We start from the raw sequence: 19,566 nt of genomic DNA on the forward strand, positions 1-19,566 counted from the left end.
ATGATCGAGTTGTGACTTGGGAGAATTCCATGGATTTTTTTTCCACGCTCTCGCTGAGCGTGATTGGTCGTACATCCTTTAGATTTTTGTTGACGACCGCTCTACTTATATCTGCGCAAGCTACCTCTGCGCAGAGGGGAGAAGTATTGACGCTGCCAGAGGCAATACAGAAAACTCTGGCACAAAATCCACAGATTGCAGTTTTTCCACTCCAGCAATGGGCATTGGATGGTGCTGAGTTCACAGCCGGCCTACGTCCTGCATGGGATTTTGGTTTCGAAGCTGAGTATGCGGTATACGGAGATGATGGTTCATCAAGCTCAAGCTCAAGCTCAAGCTCAGGCTCCCCCGGTCGGCCCGGTCCGCCAAGTGACGACGATGATGATGATGACAAGGAACTTGAGCTGACTGCTTCTTTGTCATCAGTTATTGAGTTGGGGGGCAAACGCCAGGCTCGAATCGATGTTGTCAATGCTCAGCGGGACCTCTTAATTGCCGATGAGCAAGCGACAGCACTGGATGTCTTGGCCGAGGTGGTTCGTGGTTATGCGCAAGTACTCGCTGCCGCAGAATTACTGATTCTGGAAAAAGAGAAGGTCTCGCTGGCGCAAGAAGCGTTGGACGCTGTAACTACAAGGGTCAATGCTGCTGCGTCCCCCATAGCTGAACGCATGCGGGCTGAGTCTGCACTGGCGAATGCCATTTTGGCCGCCGAGGCACAGGAGCGAATGCTGAGCTACTACAAGTACGCACTATCCGCGCTGTGGGGGCAACCTACCCAGGACTTTGCAGTTGACTCCAGCGTGCTCTTCCGATTTGAGCCAAATGCCAGCTTTGATGTTCTGTACGAGCGAGCTCAGGAAAACCCTTCTATTGCCCGTTTTGCCTCTGAAGAGCGCTTGCGCGCATCTCACCTGCATCTGACACAAGCGAAGTCGATACCTGATATTGGTTGGTATGCAGGCTATCGGAACGACAAAGAAGATGATGAGAATGCTGTCGTTGTTGGCTTTAACGTGCCGCTTTTTACCGGGCGACGTAACCGGGGTAAAGAGATTTCTGCAATGGCTGAGCTGGAACAGGTTCAGTTGGATAGAGAGGCGGCATTGCTAAAGCTCTATCCCCAGCTTTTCTTGGCGGTAACGAGCCGTGAACAAGCGCTGGCCATTGTTGACGAAATGCAAAATACCGTTATTCCCACATTGCGCAAGGCGCTTTCTGAGGTTGACCGGGCCTATCGCCGGGGGCGCTATTCCTATGTTGAGTTGATCTCTGCCCGCGAGGAATTGCTCGATGCTGAGCGCTCGAGAATTGTGGCGGCACGCTCTGTTCATGTGTATGGAGCGGAAATTGAGAGGTTAACTGCCCGGCCATTGGGTGTCGTGGTTGTCGAGAGCAGTAGATGAAGTTGAGTTTAAAAATGAGCAGATTAAATAGAACTTTTAAGCTAGCGATGCTGTTCCTAATCCTTTTGGTACCTCAAGGGTGGGTGGCAAATTTTAGTTATGCCAGTGGCTCCCACGGTGGAGAGCATCATCAAGAAGAAAGTAAAGGGCCACATGGGGGCCGCCTCTTAGAGCAGGGGGATCTTGTGGTTGAGCTAGCTCTGGTAGAGCGGAGTGGTAAGGCTGAGTTTCGCGCATGGATTCAGGAAGACGGAAAAGCGCTGGACAATGCAGAATTGACCCTAACTCTGGTTCGACTTGGGGGTGAATCGCAACATATTGCCTTATACCGTGATGCAAATATTGATTACTGGCGCAGCCAAGAACATCTGGCTGAACCCCATTCATTCGACATTGAGCTCTCTTTGATTCACAAGCGAGGCCGTGCCAAATGGCAGTTTGAATCACATGAAGGAAGAGTAAAGATAGATGAAAGCACGGCGGAAAAGGCCGGCATTAAAACTGCGATAGCCGCACCGGGAGTTATTCAAGAGCGTATTACCCTTTACGGTAAAACTACTATCGATCATCGCAGCCTCAGTCATGTTCGTGCTCGTTATCCAGGCACCGTTGTCACGATTGAGAAAGCGTTGGGAGATTCAATACAGAAAGGAGAAAAGCTTGCAACAATTGAGTCCAATGACAGCTTGCAAACTTACTCCTTGATAGCGCCTATCAGCGGTCAGATTATCGATAAGCAGGCCAGTCGAGGGGAGTTTAGCGGTGACCGGGTACTGTTTACGATTGCGAACTACAAGCAAATATGGGCAGAGCTTCAAGTATTCCCCACTCGCCGGGGACAAATTGCTCGCGGACAAAAAGTTTCTATTACCGCCGATGGGCTCTCATTTGATTCGACAATTGTCAGCTTGGCACCGGGGGGCAATGGCACGCCTTTCGCAATAGCCCGCGCGATGATTGAGAATCCAGAGGAAATTTGGACAACAGACCTGATGGTTCAAGCTGATGTTGTCACCAATGAGAGTCCCGCGCCTTTAGTGGTGGAAAATCAAGCGCTACAACCCTTCCGCAATTGGACCGTTGTGTTTGTAAAAGTAGGGGATGCTTATGAGATTCGCCCACTGGAACTTGGGCGGACCGATGGCAGGGTTACAGAGGTATTAAGTGGACTCAACTCTGGAGACCGCTACGTCACTGAAAACAGTTACTTAATCAAGGCGGATATAGAGAAATCCGGCGCTGCTCACCACCATTAATTGAGGCCAGAAGATGATTGAAAGCATCCTGCGCTTCTCCATTGAGCGGCGTTATTTCGTATTGTCCCTAATTTTTATTCTGGTGGGGCTAGGGGTTTGGAGTTACCAGAAACTCCCTATTGATGCGGTCCCCGATATCACCAATGTTCAGGTGCAGATTAATACTGAAGCACCTGGTTACTCGCCTTTAGAAGCTGAACAGAGAATCACCTATCCGGTAGAGGCGGCACTTGCCGGACTTCCCAACTTGGAGTACACCCGTTCGATTTCGCGCTACGGGCTATCCCAAGTGACTGTGGTTTTCAAAGAGGGGACAGATCTCTATTTTGCGCGAAACTTAATAAACAGTCGCCTGGGTACCATCGAGAGCAATCTGCCCCCGGGGTTGGAGCCGGAAATGGGGCCCATTGCCACCGGGCTCGGTGAGATCTTTATGTATACCGTGGAGGCTCTGCCCGGAGCAACCCAGCCCAATGGTCAGCCCTACGACGCCACGGCACTGCGGGAGATTCAGGATTGGATTATTAAACCGCAATTGTCTCTCGTTCCGGGGGTTACGGAACTAAATACTATCGGTGGCTATAACAAGCAGTATCACGTAACACCGGACCCCCGCCAGATGCTTAACTTCGGCGTATCGATGGAGGACATTGCCGAGGCTTTGCGTCGCAACAACGAAAGTCGAGGTGCTGGCTATCTGGAAAATAATGGACGCCAACTGTTAGTGCGTTCACCGGGACAACTACAGAATATAGGAGAAATTGAAGACGTAGTAATTACCAGCCGATCCGGGGTGCCGGTTAAAATTTCTGATGTTGCTGAAGTGGCTATTGGTAAAGAGCTGCGTACAGGTGCTGCTACGCGAGATGGTGAAGAAACCGTATTGGGCACCGCTATGATGCTGGTGGGGGAAAACTCCCGCGAGGTGGCGCGCAATGTGGCGGAAGCTTTGGAGCAAGTGAAATCCACTGTACCTGAAGGTGTAAAGGTGGAAGCGGTTTACGATCGCACGACGCTCGTGGACAAAGCCATCGCTACAGTACAGAAAAACCTTATTGAAGGTGCGTTGCTGGTAGTCGTCGTGCTGTTCTTGCTGCTTGGAAATATTCGGGCTGCCTTTATTACGGCCGCTGTGATTCCGCTGTCCATGCTTGCCACTATATTTGGTATGGTGCAAACCGGTGTTTCTGCCAACCTGATGAGTCTCGGTGCGCTCGATTTCGGTCTGATTGTCGATGGGGCTGTAATTATCGTAGAAAATGCGATTCGCAGGCTCGCCGAAGCCCAACAGCGCAAGGGCGGTAAGTTACCTCTGCAAGAGCGACTGGAGCTGGTATTCCAGGCCACCAATGAAGTGATTCGCCCGAGCCTTTTTGGAGTGTTGATTATCACGGTGGTGTATATTCCTTTGTTCACACTGACTGGTGTCGAAGGAAAGATGTTTCACCCTATGGCCGCTACTGTGGTTATGGCGTTATTGGCTGCATTGGTTCTTTCTCTCACCGTAGTACCTGCAGCAGTTGCTGTTTTTCTCACCGGGAAAGTCAGTGAAAAAGAAAATAAGGTGATTGTTGCTACTAAGTCACTGTACAAGCCGCTTTTAATTGCCGCAATGAAAGTGCGTTGGCTGGTACTATCAGGGGCTCTTGCTTTAGTACTGTTTTGTAGTTGGCTAGCTACTACTCTCGGTTCTGAGTTTATCCCTCAGCTTAATGAGGGCGATATTGCACTACACGCTTTACGTATTCCGGGGACTGGCCTCGAGCAGTCGGTGGAAATGCAGCGTCTACTGGAGCAGCGCATTAAGGAGTTCCCCCAGGTAGACAAGGTATTTGCAAAAATTGGTACTCCAGAGGTGGCTACAGATCCAATGCCTCCGAATGTGGCTGATAACTTTGTGATCCTGAAACCCAGAAACCAATGGCCCGATCCAAAACTGCCCCAGGAGCAATTAGTGGCAGAAATCGAAGCAGCCGTTCGAGAGCTTCCAGGTAATAACTACGAATTTACCCAGCCAATCCAGATGCGTTTCAACGAGTTGATTTCTGGTGTGCGTGCAGATCTGGGCATCAAAGTATTTGGTGATGACCTGGACCAGCTTGTCGCTTCGTCTAATCAAATCCTGGGTGTGTTAAATGGGATTGAGGGTGTAGCCGATGCTCGAGTAGAGCAGGTTGAAGGTCTGCCAGTTCTCTCTGTAGTCCCCAAGCGTATAGCGCTTGCCCGCTATGGTATCGACCTGAAAGCCCTACAGGACTTGGTATCAACCGCAATTGGTGGGGAATCTGCAGGGCTGATTTATGAGGGTGACCGCCGCTTCCAATTGGTAGTAAGGCTGCCGGAAGGGCTGCGCCGGGACTATGAAAACCTTGGTGACTTACCTGTATCTTTACCCGCTGGTAGCCCGCTAGGTAGCTATGTGCCTTTGTCTGAAGTAGCCAATCTTGACATGACACCGGCTCCCAATCAGGTCAGTCGTGAAAATGGCAAGCGCCGTGTAGTGGTAACCGCGAATGTACGCGATCGCGATTTAGGATCTTTTGTGGAGGAGGCAAAAGCCCGAATCCAACAACAGGTGTCTTTGCCTGCCGGTTACTGGTTGGTATATGGAGGTACATTTGAACAACTGGAATCTGCAAGTACGCGTCTTTCTATCGTTGTCCCGCTGACGCTTTTGGTAATCCTCGGTCTTCTGGTAATGGCTTTCGGCTCATTCAAAGATGCCTTGATCATTTTTACAGGAGTTCCCTTAGCGTTAACTGGCGGGGTGCTAGCTCTATGGCTGCGCGGTATGCCTCTATCGATTTCTGCAGGGGTTGGGTTTATTGCCCTTTCTGGTGTTGCGGTTTTAAACGGCCTGGTAATGCTGTCATTTATTCGTCAGCTGCGGCAACAGGGCGGTGAGCTTTTGGTTTCGATTATTGACGGAGCAATGATTCGTCTTCGTCCTGTACTGATGACCGCTCTGGTCGCCAGCTTGGGGTTCGTGCCTATGGCATTGAATGTGGGTACCGGCGCAGAGGTACAAAGGCCCCTGGCCACGGTTGTGATTGGGGGGATTATTTCTTCCACACTTCTAACTCTGTTTGTACTTCCGTTACTTTATCGGATTGTGCATAGCAGGGGAGGAGACGAGATGGCTAAAAACTCTATTAAGTAGATGTTTCTGCCTACTTCACCTCACAAAAGGTATGAGTGCAGGTCGTTCGGCTTCCTAATAAACTCCCCTATGAGTCTGTAAGATAATCTTAGTGTTTAATATACAGCCTGCGTATGGTTTAAATGCATTGCTTTTATGGCGCTGTGTTTTTGGGAGTAGTACATGCCGAAAGTGACTCGATAGCTTGAGACGCCTAGTTTATGTGGAGCTGATTCATATCAAATTCTTTAGAGTGTTGATATATTTTTCAGCAAAATTTAAAGCGTTATTTCTTTTTGTTAGTGGGTCACAGTATGAAAAGACAAAAACGGAACTTTTTTCTGTTGAATAAGTGCTCAATGATATTGGATGGGCGCCGTGAGTTTGGAGTGAGGTACCTATGATAGGTTCAAAAAAATTCATGTGCACACCCAGGGATTCCAGGTTACCCAAGTTGGATACGCATAATCCTTCAAGAAAGTAGGGATTGTTGGTTTCGTATTTTTCAACCCACTCAATAATATTCCCTAAATCATAGTTCTTGTGAAAGTTAAACTTACAATATTCGCCGGACTCTGCCTGCCGATCAAGTTCAATCTGTAAGTGCTTTGCCAGCTCCCAGGTGTTCTCGATATCGATATCTGGTGTAACCTCAAGAGTAGTAACTGCAGAAAAGGTACCAATAACGCTTAACTCGATTCCGGTGCCGCATAGGTCGCGGACATCCATGGGTAATAAGATTTTGATCCATTCTCTGTGATTTGGCAGTATGTTTGATGCCTGGATGGCAATAGCACAAAAAAGCGCACTAGGTCTTACTTTGTGTTTTCTGCCAATAGTTGCAACGTGAGAGAGTTCCTCCATAGGAAATTTGCGATATAAAACATGGCCCTGCCGTTCAGTAACAAAAGCGGCTTCTTCTACTGGCCATTTAAATAAATTTTCCTTAATTCCAGATGTTTGCTGGTTGGAGAAATGCTTGCTTGAATCAAAGTAGGTCTCAACAGGGTCGTATAACGGCTGTCTATCTAACCTGAATCTTCCTTGATCCAAAAAATACAAATCTAAAATATAGAATATGATCCCGGCAGACCGGCCGTCCAATGCAGCATGATTGCTGACCATAGATATGTAGTCGACTTTACCGAGTGAATTTAGATAGAAGGAAAGAGTATATGTACATGCTTCAACATTGAGTCCTGTTTTACCTCTGCGAGTATATTCATACTCAATATTAATGGGTGTTGAAAGCTCCTTTATTTCTATAGGAATATCCTCAAAGGGTACATCGCAATACCAGCGCAGTTGCTCAGCTGACTCAACACGAGCCTGTAGAAGGGGGTAAATTTCATGGATTAAAGAAAAGGCAGTTTTAAGTTGCTCGACACTCAGTGGAATTAGAACTTTATAAAAGGAAACCAGCAAGGTTCCCCCGCAAGTTCTCCTGGCTAGCTCGGTAAATAATGCTTCTTCAGGCCCCAGCACCCTGGAGGACTCTCGGCTGGACATAGGTGCTCTTTCCAAGAACAGATTGACTTAATGTCAAACTTAATAAAATAGAAGTTAAGATGCAAAAATATTGATACCTAAATATTGCTTGCTTATCTATATATACTTGTTCGGAATACATAAGTGCTGGCTAAGATTTGTCGTGGCTTGATCTAAGATTGACTGGTTTGAGGTGCATTACTTGAGTAGGGGTATGGGGCAATAGCTCCTTTGGTATACATGTATGCCTTTCAATAAAGCTAGTAACGTCGCCTCCTTTCGGTAGGTTACATTAAAAAAAGTACTGAATTTTATATGGTTTATTGGCTTAAGGTTGATGTTTGGTGAAATCTATGAGATGTATATGATATGACAGACTGTACTTGGTTGGCGTTGCCAATATTTCCTTGCATTGATTTTTGGTGGTCACTTGTAGTGACCAATTGATTCTTTGTTGGAGAATCGTACATAAGGTGAAATTGTTTGGGGGTAGCCTTGGCTGATTAGGGAGTAGTGGGCGCCTTTGCTTTTGTTCGTTTTTTTAAGTCAAGGGTTAGTTCTCAGGTTTTAAAAGCCTCTTGATAGTGTTGATGAATTTTTCTGCAAAATTCAAAACGCTATCTCGTTTTGTGAGTGGATCACAGTACGAAAATATAAATACAGAATTACGTACCGTTGAATAGGTTAGTAGTGAGATAGGGTGAGCTCCATGTGTTTGAAATGGAATTGCCGTGATGATTTCAAAGTGCTTCATTGCTGTGCCAAGCGCTTTCATGCTGCCTACATTAGATATACACATTCCTTCAGAAAAGAAAGATTTCTTTTCCTCATAATCCTGAGCCCATTCAATAATATCCTCGAGTTTATATTTCTTGGGGAACATGAACTTGAATGGTTCTCCTTCTTCCGCCTGTTTGTCAAGCTCAATCTGTAAGTGGCGCGCTAGTTGCCAGGTGTCTTCTATATCTATATTGGGCATGATTTCAAGAGTGGTTGCTGATGAAAAAGCACCTACTGCACTTAATCCAATTTCAGTGCCGCAGAGTTCACGAACATCCATGGGTAGTAAAATTTTTATCCAATCTTTATGGTTGGGTAATATTTTGGATGCTTGAATCGCAATGGCGCAAAACAGGGCGCTTGGCCTTACCTTGTGACTTTTCCCTATTTTTACCAGTTGTGAAATTTCTGCAATCGGAAATTGCCGATATATAGCATGACCTTCACGTTCTGATACAAAAGCAGGTTCCTCTACGGGCCAATTAAAAAGTTCATCTTTTTGAGAAGATGGTTTTTCATGGGCAAAGTATTTAGGGGAGCTAAAGTAGCTTTCGACAGCTTCATAAAGTGGTTGTCCGCCTAACCTGAATGTTCCTTCATCTTTAAAGAATATGTCCAAAATACAGAATAAAGTCATCACTGATCGGCCATCCAAAGCTGCGTGGCTGCTGACTAGTGAGATCCATTCAACTTCGTCATGGGAATTAATATAGAAAGAAAGTGTATATGTGCATTTTTCAACATCAAGGCCCGTCTTTCCCCGGCGATTGAATTCAGCCTCGAAATCAAGAGGCCCCTTCAATTTTCGAACCTCAATTGGAATTGACTCGAATGGTACGTCGCAGCGCCATCGAAGCTTGTTGCCGGACTCAACTCTTGCCTGTAAAAGTGGGTAGATTTTATGTGCCGATGCGAAACCACGTATCAATTTTTCAACGCTAAGAGGAGTGAGTACTTTGATAAAGGAGATTACTAATGTCCCCCCGCAAGTTCGCCTTGCCAACTCGGTGAACATAGCCTCCTCTGCACCTAATACTCTGGAGAGCTCTGTAGCTGGCACAAAGTACCTCCTTTTTAAAGCCCATCCATATCATGTAAAGTAACTTGAATAGGCTTGAATCACAAAAAACAATTGCTTAAAGGTAAATGGCTGTAGATTTGATTTTGGATACTTTGTTGCAGAAGAATAGTTAAGTGATGGTAAGTTGTACTAACAATAGTTTTATTGGTGCGGATTTTAATTTAAGGGTTTTTCCAGAAAAATTGTTGTTTATTGGTCTGTAGCGGGTTTAGTGAAGTTCTTTACATTTGCTTTTACCCTACTGGGGGGTAGTAGACTTACAGTTGGGTTTTGGACAGTAGCTTTGTGGCCAGCATGTTGTAGTTGATGTAAGCTGTGGGTGAATGCTCTTAGTATAGTGGGTATATTTGCGTATCCATTGGTTACCCCTTGCTGAATAAGAGAGTTTGCACATCTTATATAATTTATTCTGACTGGATTTTTAAAATATGCCGGAACAACTCTTTCCCCTTTTACTTTTTTGGCCTGCGATACTTGGAGCTGTAGTAATTTTTTTGTTAGCTAAGTCCATTGTGATAGTGGAACCGAAACAGTACCACTTTGTGCTATTTCTTGGTAAATATTGGAAAACTGCCACCCCTGGTTTCAACTTGATTATTCCCTACCTTTCCTGGGTAGACAAAAAAGCTTCAACGGCTCTACATGAAACCCCCGTTGAGTTGAGTCTAAAGACCAGTAATCATGTCACTTTTGGTTTGATTCTTAAGGTTCAGCACCAGGTATCGTCGGATGTGCAGCTTGCATACAAAGCTCTATATGATTTAGAGAATTACCAGGCACAACTGAAGTCTTTTGCGACAGATGCAGCTATCCCTGTTGCCAACGGCATTGAACTTGAAGACGTTTATAACAAAAAAGAACATATAGCTGATAAAGCCAAGGGGCGCCTTCGCCAATTTTTCCACGACTTTGGTGTAGAGATTGTCGATGTATTATCAGATGAGCCGCGGCTACCCAAGTCGGTAGAGGTTCAGGCTAACAAAGTTATGGAAATGCAGCGGGAGAAGCAGGCCGCTACCTACGAGGCTGAGGCGATTCGGGAGCGCGAAGTGGGTAAGGCTAAAGCTGATGGCGAGTCCGTAAAGATTCGTATGGAGAAAATGGGGGAGGCACGACGGGTATATGCACAAAGTGCAGCCGAGGCTATTAAGGTTCTTACCAGCGCTGGTACCAGCGCAGACGAAGCGTTGCGCTTTATGACTGCCATTGCAGATAATGATGCGCTGGTAACTGCTGCACGTCACGGTAGTACTGTGGTAATGGCTACCAGCCAGGCGCAGCAAGTACCTGTCGCTTTGCCGTTACCTGATAAGTCGGCTGCGGTAGCAAAACAACGGCCGCTGAGAGAGCCCGAGCCTGTCTAGTAAGGTCATCCGAGGGGTAAGCCTATGGGCTTATCCTTTGGTAGCTTCGGGGTATCTTGATAGTACTTTACTCCGATAGTTGATGTCGTACCGCTCAGCGCTACAGTACTTGATATTCTAAGTGGTACAACTACAACATTTTTCATGCTCTTGGCGCTGCTTATATTGCTTTATCAGTTGTCTTTGGTCGTAATTTGAGTCAATGGGCCGATATGATCTTTGCTAGGCATTTTACCGGCGAGTCCAAGCCGGCTAGTCCCGACTATGGTTGGCCCAAGTTAAGGTATGAATTGATTGTATTTATAAAAACACTGTTAGCCTGCGTAATCACCCTAGCTCTCATTCGAGCAATGACATGAATGATCGGTAATCTAGATAAATCATTTGCACTTTATATGTGGGATGATATTTTCAAAGCACTCTTATTTTTTTGGCTTATTTTTGGCCCTGGATGGAGGACTATGTTTCGCCTGTTTAGAAGGCCGTTGAAGAAAAGCTCTTAGAGTATTTTGTGCTATTGCTGTTTCGAAGTTCTATTATGACTCCTAATGTGTATTTGGTCTGCATAGTTAGTGGCGGAAAATTATACGTGATATCGTAGCTGTCAAGTTTTTACCTGGAAGATGATGCTCGTATTATGTCTCGGAAGGGCAAGGTATCGCTATTTTGTGGTTTGTTGGTATTGGGCAGGAGTATTGATGTCCACTATCGCGCCAGTATTGGTCTCACATGAATTGTTGCATTTCAAGAAGTTATTGGTAGGGTAATGCTTGGAGGGGGTCCCAGCTGCTAATAAATAAGAATAATATTTTTTTTGATTTTGACCTAAGAGCTAGGGTAAGAGGTGCAGCTATAGTAGCTCATATATATTATCTTGCCGCGGCTGCTTAAAGAACCTTATTTGTCGGGGGCAGAAATGCACCATCACAAATTATTCAGTGACAAGAGTGAGCTTTATAAGACTGCTAGGCCAACCTATCCTCCAGAGCTTTATAAGTGTCTCTCAAGCTTGGCTCCATCAAATAAACTTGCCTGGGATTGTGCTTGCGGTAGTGGTCAGGCAGCGATAGGATTGGCTAAACTATTTGGTAGTGTGTACGCAACTGATATTAGCGCCGAGCCAATAAAAGCGGCTAAAGTCCACCCTAATATTCACTATCAAGTAGGACCTGCTGAGCAGTGTGACTTGGCAAATGAGAGTTGTGATTTGGTTTGTGTGGCCCAGGCGTTGCATTGGCTTAACCTTGATGATTTTTGGCCCGAAGTTCTAAGGGTTTTGAAGCCAAAAGGTATTTTTTCAGCTTGGGGCTATAACTGGCCAGTCTTAGATGGAGATCTGGCTCAAATATTCAATGAACTTATTTTGGGTCCAATAGAGACGTGCTGGGCTCCACAAAACAAATTGCTCTGGAATCACTTTAAGGATATAGACTTTCCTTTTAGTGCTATACAGGTTTCGAAGCCAACTATGGAAGCAGTCTGGGACCTGAATGAGTTTTTTAATTTTATACATACTTTTTCGGCCGTGCGGAGATGTATAGATGGCATGGGTGGTGAATTTATGGAGCGGGCCTACCGTAAGGCTAAGGAGGTTTGGAAGATACCTCAAGAGAAAAGAGTGATAGCATTTGATTTTGTGCTCTATGTAGGGTGTAAGAAAGGTTGGTGATAGAGAGATATCGCTATCACTAGATCAGGGCAGTAGAAGTGCTTTGCAAATCTGTATTTAATTTCAATAGTAACTTATCAAATTAGAAAATACCGGGGAGTTAAAAATGTCTTATGCAGATGGATTTGTAGCAGCTGTACCCTCAAATAATAAAGAAGAATATATTAAGCATGCAAAAATTGCTGCAGAGGTATTTAAAGAGCAGGGGGCTCTAAAGGTTGTTGAAACTTGGGGTGATGATGTTCCAGAAGGCGAATTAACCTCTTTTCCTTTGGCCGTAAAGTGTGCTGGCAATGAAACTGTAGTGTTCTCCTGGGTCCTCTGGCCTTCTAAAGCGGTTCGAGACTCTGGATGGCAGGCGGTTATGGATGATCCGAGGATGAGCCCAGATCAAAACCCCATGCCATTTGATGGTAAGAGATTAATCTATGGTGGCTTTAATATTATATTGGATGAATAAGGCATGTTTGTAGGTCATTGCGGAATGTCAATAGCTTAGTTTGGGTTGCCTTTGAGGTAGTATTTTATCGTGAATTGAGTAGTGCGAAGGTTCCGTTAATGATTGATACGTAGTTGTATTTGGAGTGCAGCTACACTTGAAGAGGGTGGATATATTCTGCAGCTTAGTTGGGCTTCGTGATTCTCGAAGCTGGTGGCGACTATCCACTGCCTAAAGAAAGTGAAATTGCATTTCACGATTTCGAAGATGGTCCTAATTTCTTTAGTTTGGTATATTCGTCAAAAGCCCAATTTCGCAATGTGGTATTGTTCAGGTCCCTCCCAGAAAAATTGGGTAATCCTGGGTAATCGTATGACTATAATTCCCTCTAACCTTGCACTATTTATCCTGGTCATTTGGGGTGAATAGTGTTCGGCTGGTGGCTTTAATAGAGATGTTTCTCTCTTAAAGAGTATATGTTGTTAGGCACTTGCCTTCTCTACGGACCTGACGACCTTGGTTACAATTCATGCCGCCATGGTAGCCCCACGACGGACTTGTCAGGTTGGTGCTTGGGAAATGGTAGGAGTTTGTTCTCCATATCGAATGATCCGGAACATGTGGTTAGTGTTACAGCTATATTGCACGGTTGTGTATTTTATTCAATGCTCAGTAGATTTAGGGTGATTATTGTTATCGGTTTTATTCGGTTCATTATCGCTCTTTAGGATTTGAATGTACCTATATTTAGGGGGTAGGCTTGTCTAATATACATAACTCTGGAAGTTGCCAATCCACAGCTATTAAATTTCTTTTTTCCACTGTCTACCCCCATGATCGATCGCCCACGCTGTAAATGTAGGGATTATCTACAAGCACAGTTATTTGATACGCTAGAGGAATCGAAGACAGTCAGGGTCGGAAGTATTGGCTGTATTGGAGCTCCAAGTATTATTTAAATTAGTGCAGGTGGGATCGGCAAATGGGTCCAGCAAGTCGAAACCAACATTATCTGTAGATATATTGCCTCGAATTACATTGTCGACACTTCCTGACTGCTCTATATATATTCCCTGGTCACCATTATATTGGACTGTGTTTTGGAGGATTGTATTGCTAGAGCCGCTGTCGGAGATCTCAATACCATCATCACCATTATTGGAGGCAATGTTTTGGGATATATAAGAGTTGTTTCCATTAATGACGATTCCGCCACCATCATTGTTTTCAGAAATATTGAATGATATGGTTGCTCCAGATCTGTTTAGATCAATTCCGTCATCGTCACTGCCTGCAGTATAATTTTGGATGATAGAGGCTGAGGCGCCATTAATTTCTATTCCTTCGTCACCTGCCCCATTAATTATATTTTGTGTTACTGTAGTGAAGTCGCCACTGGCATCTATGCCATCATCACCATCCGCCCCATTACTAGTAATAATATTGCCCTGTATTAGATTGTTATTACTCTCTGCTCTGATTCCGTCATCGAGGAGAAAATTAGTGATTTGTGTGTGAAGAATTGAGTGTAAGCCGGAGCCGGCTACCAGAATGCCCCCTGGACAATTCTCTACGCTCCCACCGATAACTTGACGAGAGGTACCCTCAACCATTATACCAAATTGTCCAGTTTCTCCAGCTCCGCCGATGCATGTGATTCCGCCATCACCTGACATATACAGGTTTCCTGAGGGGCCGGTAATGGTTAAAGCGTAAGGGTTTTCTGGCGTTAACTCACATAGTAAATTTTCTGTAAGAGTGGTAGGTGAATTAATAGTATCAAAACATTCAACGGCAAGTGATTGAGGGGAAAGTATAACGGCTGAAGTGCTTACCATTAAGTAGATGGGCGCAGTCAAAGACTTAGATAATTTGATATTCATTGATGATTCCTTCCATGTAATAGGGTATTAGTGGGTTTAGTTTATCCTTGTTTTTTAGGTGTCCTGAAATGGTTTGTTTAGAGTCTTCAATGCAGTTTTATGGTTAAAGTGGGTGGTTGTTATTACAGCAACAATTCTGCTTTATGTGGTTGTTTTTTCCAAATATTTATTTGGAGTTTTGAGATTGTTGTAATTATATTTTTTTATAAGTCTTTGGGTGTTTCCCTTGGTCTATGAGGTTAGTTTTGCCCGGGAAGTGCTGGTGTTGATTTTTAATATTTATATGGAAATGTTTAGTGTCGGTTGCCCTATATAGATATTGAGAATTAGTGGGTGTAATTATCTTGTCTGATACTTATCACCTTAGGTAATACTTTTTGAATTCCTTTAAGGTCAATACTCCGGGTAGTTTTAAATGGCAATCTAGGTAGGGACTACGATCAAGTTCTGGGAGTGATAGGCTCTAATAACCAGGTGGTTCAGTGCTTCCACATGAATATCTAGGGGGTGGACAATTTTGTGATGCCTCGAAAGTCCCATAGGGAAGCCTTGAAGTCCGCAGTTGCTGCACTGTGACCCTGTTGGCATTCGTTGCATGCTGCGCCTAATGTCTGCGACCATCAATGCCTGCAATATACTGTAGAATTATTTTGAGGCCCCTATTAAAAATTGAATTATGGCGCTTTAATAAAAACTGTTCCCAGTTGTATCTCTTCATTTGATTAGTGTTATTTGACCTTCTGGTACCTTTCCGCCAATTTCGTGTTCACGATTAGAGGTGCCTTATGCCCTGAATTGGCTAAGAAGGTTAAACGGGATGTCCGGAAAACCGGCGCTGACCAAGCAACAGTGATCCACCAGTATTTTGAGTGTTAAGCCCAATACCGGCCTCTTTCTTTAAATATAATGGAATGGAGTGCTACCATCTTGCAATGAAATCTTTCGCGCTTCGGCTCCATATCATGCTCTCACTGGAATAGTTGACAAAAATGTAATTATCCATGATGGAAGTGGCTGTAATCTACATAAATAAATGCATCTTCGATGTTTTCATTGTTTCGTCAATATACCGATAAATATTTCGCGGATTGGATTGCAGTATTTGATAATGGTTATAGGGAGTGGTTTATTAATTGCGTCTTTTTAAAGCTGTATTTAATTGCTTATTAATATATATCTTGCCTATAGCTGATGGCCTCTTGCTCCTATTTAGCCGAGCTCTGAACTAATGCAGGTTTTAGGTGAACTGTGAAACGTAATAATTGAAGACTCTTGAATTATAGTGTATTGATTGTCGCGTTGTTCCATTTTGAATTCATAACACCTTAATAAAGTGATTGCCGCATGATACGGTCTTACAGAGTAAATTTTGATTGTAACCTTTTGATTTGACAACTGTTCAATACCGACAACATCTTGATCGGCGGAATTGAAAATCATTCTAGTCACTTCTCTTAGCGGGATTTCCTCAAAGTTAAGTTGCATGGTTTCCTTTGGCCAAGATGAGTCATCAGCTACTACATGTGGTGTTTAGGTTAGACCAATAAACCCTATAGTAAGGACAAGAAGGCCACCTAATGTTGTTTTTACTGTTGAGCTGTGGTGTTTTTCAAGCATGATAAATCTCTCTTTTTGGTTTAATAGAAATGCCATGGTGGAGGGGAGGATGTTCGCGTATAAACGTTTTGTTGATGCGCGAACATATTCTAAGCGTTCATTGTTACTGCTATTTTTTAGAATTCGATGGTCACATGCCAATTCCTGGTCTTCTCGGATTATTGGTGCAGCCATATGAATTAGTGGATTGAACCAAAATACGGCACGGACGATTTCATAGACCAATTGAACCCATAAATCCTTACGTTCTATTTGGGAGAGTTCATGGGCAAGAATACAGCGTTGCTGAATTTTATTATATCGTGAATAGAAATCATCCGGTAAGTATGCTGCAGGCTTTGATAGGCCTGTAACAAATGGAGCGGAAGGTGTGTGTTTTATATATGGCGTGGGCTTTCAGTGCTAATGGTTTATGAATTCTGATAATCTCTTCTACCGAAATAGATTGTCGATTTTTGCTTAAATGATTTTTAAGTGTGCGTATAGAAAAAAGTCTATAGATCACCCAGGCAGAGAAACCGATCAACCAAACCCAGATTAAATAAAAGTCGGGAGTAAGTACCGTAACATTTGGATTAGGATATATCTTTATTGAAATGTTATCAGCTGAAACGGCTTGACACTCAATAAGTGTAATTCCGACTTCTGGTTTTTGCCACATGAAGCATCTAACCAAAGGAATTAGCCAGAGTAGGAATGCTATCTGTGCGCCCGGATAACGCCGGATCAAACCTTTTATCAATAGAACTAAACCAATTAGAAAAGTGATTTTAACTGATGTTTAATATAGCCACTCAATAATTTTTCTTCTTCAGTTTGTTTGCAGTTTCTTTTAACTCTTATGTTGATATCTTTTTATGCTGGGCGAAGTGTGCAAGCAGGGGAGCCATTTTGCCATTGAAAAAATGTGACAGGGGTCTGTTAGTTTCCCCCTCAACAAGTTCATCCCTCGAAATAGCAAGAGAGTAAAAATAGCGTCTGCCATCTTTGCTTCTCTCAAGAGTTATCTTGGTTGCAAGCCTGTTCAGTATCGGTTTTACAGTATTTGGATGCCAGTCAGGCGTTTCTTGTGCCCGTTCAATAATCCGTTCTACTGTAAGAGGGTGACCTTTCCAGAGTGCTTCAAGGATTACTTGTTCAGAGGTCGAAATATTCATGATGTTAAGGATGACTGAAAATTTAGTCTTGCAGGCTACATGTGTAGTCTATTGTGGTTAAGTTTTGATTAAGTAGGGGTAAGAGATGTAAACCTTCTTGTAGTGGGCTTATATTGAAGAGGATTGCATCTGAATGGCGCTTTAGTAACTTAAATTCTGCTTGATGGGGCTGGCCTAAAGGCTATTGTGTAGATGCGGCTAAAAGAAAGTGAAGTGTTGATATATATGCCAGCGCGGTTGCAAATGCTTTATTCCGTTAATTTTTATACAAAAGCTTCGTTCGTGTTTTTTGGGGTAATATTATGTTGTGGCGCGATTTGTGATGAGGGAAAGCTGACGCTTAAACCATATCAGCAGTTGTCAACTGAAGGCTTTTTTGATTTTCAGTGGCAGGGGGTAAGTCAAAATACGACTTACATTTTACAGCTTAGTTTAGACAAAGAATTTAGTGATATAGAAAGGACCTATTCGCTACCTAAAGAAGGTGAAGTTGCCTTAAGTGGTTTTGAGAGTGGCTACTATTATTTCAGGTTGGCAGGTCAGGAAGGGAGGTATTTCAGTAACGTGGTAAGCGTTGATGTAGTCCATAGAAATATTGTGGTTGCATTAATTCTATTTGCCACTGGAGCTTTTCTTTTTTTGATATTAATTGTTTCTATCTATTGCTCAGGGTGGATTAGATAATAGTTACATTTAGATCGGATGGGGTGTATGACTGCAATTTCTACAACTACAGCATTGACAATTCTAATCATCCTTGGGGGAGGGTGGATACTGATGGGTTGGTGGCTTGGAAGGAAGAGCATATCACTTGAAGAGTATATGTTGGCGGGGAGAAATGTTGGTTTTGCTTTGGCCTCTTCTACGGCTCTCGCAACCTGGATAACCAGTAATACAACTTTGGTTGCTCCTCAACTAACCTATCAGTTTGGGGTTTGGGGGATGTTAGGGTATTCAATGGCGGCAACAGGGTTGATACTTTTTGCCACTCTGGCAAAGCGAATCCGGCGGTTGATGCCTCGTGGATTTACCTGCGGTGACTTTTTCAGATTGCGGTATGGACGTTTTGCCTGGGGCGTTTTTCTTATAGTTTCGATTTGTTATGCATTAGGTTGGATGGTCAGTTTAGGTATGGCTGGCGGAGTGTTGTTATCTGCTCTAAGCGATTTGGGGTACGCGCTAGGGGTGACAGTGATTCTTGTTATTTGTGTGTTCTACACAATGCTGGGCGGGCTTAAGGCAATCATCGCTACTGACTTTATTCAGGCTGTTGTAATATTGCTTGGGTTGATTATTGTTGGTTATGCCTGCATTGATAAGTTGAGCTTGGAGTCAATTTATTATGCCCTAGAAGATCTGAGTCCGCAGCTCTTAAATTTAATTTTCCCGGCGGCTATTATGTTCTTTTTTAATAGTCTTTTTTTTGGGGTCGGTGAAATATTCCACTCCAATGTCTGGTGGTCTCGGGCCTTTTCTTTCAAAAGCGGTGTTGGGGAGAAGGCCTTCTTACTTGCCGGTTTTTTGTGGTTTCCCATTCCTATTACAGCAGGGTTTGTTGCTCTGGTCGCTCCGCTTATTGGTGTTTACCCGCCTGTAGCAGATATGGTTGGACCGTTAATTGCTGCGAGTATCTTGGGGGGGGTCGGTGCAGCAGTAATTTTTGTTGTTGTTTTTGCTGCAATTGCGTCAAGCTTAGACTCTTTGCTTGCTGCAACAAGTGATTTGCTAACAAAAGATGTTTATGCAGGAATGATTAACTCAAAACTGGATGATAGGGGGTTAATTGTTGTTAAAAAAATATTTATATTGGCCCTTGGATTTTTTACATGGATAGTCTGCTTGCCTAGGATATCGACTTTGGGTGAAGTTCTGAACTTCATCAGTGCATTCGTTTCCAGTACCATTTGGCCTATTGTATTTGGGCTTTATTACATGCGACTGCCTGGCTGGGCTGCCAGCATGGCGATGATTTTGGGTAGCACCATTGGATTTACTGCCTATTTTTTAATTGGATTCTACGTGGCTGCACTAGTCTCAACCGGAGTTTCATTGATCGTGTGCTTGATTGGGGTTCTGTCAAATAAAAATAAGTTTGATTGGGTATGCCTGAAGGAGAGAGATAAAATCGCTTAACGGAACTATGATAATCAGTCTTGGTTATTTCCAACTTATTATTGTTATTGCATTTGTCGCCACATCTATGGCGCCATTTATCCTATTGCTTTTGCTGGTTATAGACTGGCTAAAAGGGAGGGTATGGTAACAAGGAAGTTTGCACTTGATTGTG

At 43.9% G+C, this 19,566-nt stretch carries 13 protein-coding genes; 8 read left to right on the forward strand and 5 right to left on the reverse strand.

Going from position 1 to position 19,566, the window contains the following annotated elements:
• The first annotated feature begins 29 nt into the window (after window positions 1–29).
• Genes ACJJI5_RS11545 through ACJJI5_RS11555 form a run of 3 tightly spaced genes read left to right on the forward strand, consistent with a single transcriptional unit; the run spans window position 30 to window position 5,822 of the window.
• Window positions 30–1,406: a TolC family protein gene (locus ACJJI5_RS11545; protein WP_445354053.1), complete on the forward strand. Its 1,377-nt coding sequence runs from the start codon at window positions 30–32 to the stop codon at window positions 1,404–1,406.
• Window positions 1,407–1,420: 14 nt separating this feature from the next.
• Window positions 1,421–2,662, forward strand: coding sequence for an efflux RND transporter periplasmic adaptor subunit (locus ACJJI5_RS11550; protein WP_444933374.1), 1,242 nt, complete (start codon window positions 1,421–1,423; stop codon window positions 2,660–2,662).
• Window positions 2,663–2,675: 13 nt separating this feature from the next.
• A complete protein-coding gene (locus ACJJI5_RS11555; RefSeq protein WP_445354054.1) occupies window positions 2,676–5,822 on the forward strand; it encodes an efflux RND transporter permease subunit in 3,147 nt (1,048 codons plus the stop codon).
• A gap of 213 nt (window positions 5,823–6,035) precedes the next feature.
• Here the strand turns inward: ACJJI5_RS11555 and ACJJI5_RS11560 are convergent, their stop codons facing one another.
• Window positions 6,036–7,310, reverse strand: coding sequence for a hypothetical protein (locus tag ACJJI5_RS11560; protein WP_445354055.1), 1,275 nt, complete (start codon window positions 7,308–7,310; stop codon window positions 6,036–6,038).
• Between the two features lie 532 nt (window positions 7,311–7,842).
• Complete coding sequence (locus ACJJI5_RS11565) at window positions 7,843–9,129, reverse strand: hypothetical protein (protein WP_444897495.1); 1,287 nt, start codon at window positions 9,127–9,129, stop codon at window positions 7,843–7,845.
• Window positions 9,130–9,668: 539 nt separating this feature from the next.
• Here ACJJI5_RS11565 and ACJJI5_RS11570 point away from each other — a divergent pair.
• From ACJJI5_RS11570 to ACJJI5_RS11580, 3 genes are all read left to right on the forward strand, one after another.
• On the forward strand, window positions 9,669–10,514 hold the full coding sequence (locus tag ACJJI5_RS11570) for an SPFH domain-containing protein (protein WP_445354056.1): 846 nt from the start codon (window positions 9,669–9,671) through the stop codon (window positions 10,512–10,514).
• Between the two features lie 916 nt (window positions 10,515–11,430).
• Entirely contained in the window at window positions 11,431–12,183 is a 753-nt protein-coding gene (locus ACJJI5_RS11575) for a class I SAM-dependent methyltransferase (protein WP_445354057.1), read from the forward strand.
• A 106-nt stretch (window positions 12,184–12,289) separates the two neighbouring features.
• Window positions 12,290–12,643: a DUF1428 domain-containing protein gene (locus ACJJI5_RS11580; RefSeq protein WP_445354058.1), complete on the forward strand. Its 354-nt coding sequence runs from the start codon at window positions 12,290–12,292 to the stop codon at window positions 12,641–12,643.
• Window positions 12,644–13,515: 872 nt separating this feature from the next.
• Here the strand turns inward: ACJJI5_RS11580 and ACJJI5_RS11585 are convergent.
• From ACJJI5_RS11585 to ACJJI5_RS11595, 3 genes are all read right to left on the reverse strand, one after another.
• A complete protein-coding gene (locus tag ACJJI5_RS11585) occupies window positions 13,516–14,505 on the reverse strand; it encodes a right-handed parallel beta-helix repeat-containing protein (protein WP_445354059.1) in 990 nt (329 codons plus the stop codon).
• Between the two features lie 1,530 nt (window positions 14,506–16,035).
• Entirely contained in the window at window positions 16,036–16,503 is a 468-nt protein-coding gene (locus ACJJI5_RS11590; RefSeq protein ID WP_445356314.1) for a M56 family metallopeptidase, read from the reverse strand.
• A 458-nt stretch (window positions 16,504–16,961) separates the two neighbouring features.
• The gene (locus ACJJI5_RS11595) at window positions 16,962–17,279 is read right to left on the reverse strand and encodes a BlaI/MecI/CopY family transcriptional regulator (RefSeq protein WP_445354060.1); all 318 of its coding nucleotides are present in this window, start codon (window positions 17,277–17,279) and stop codon (window positions 16,962–16,964) included.
• Window positions 17,280–17,471: 192 nt separating this feature from the next.
• Between ACJJI5_RS11595 and ACJJI5_RS11600 the strand changes: the two genes are divergently transcribed.
• Window positions 17,472–17,963, forward strand: coding sequence for a hypothetical protein (locus ACJJI5_RS11600; protein ID WP_445354061.1), 492 nt, complete (start codon window positions 17,472–17,474; stop codon window positions 17,961–17,963).
• Window positions 17,964–17,990: 27 nt separating this feature from the next.
• Entirely contained in the window at window positions 17,991–19,412 is a 1,422-nt protein-coding gene (locus ACJJI5_RS11605) for a sodium:solute symporter family transporter (protein ID WP_445354062.1), read from the forward strand.
• Window positions 19,413–19,566: the final 154 nt, after the last annotated feature.

This window comes from Microbulbifer maximicatervae (SeqCode) (assembly GCF_052467955.1).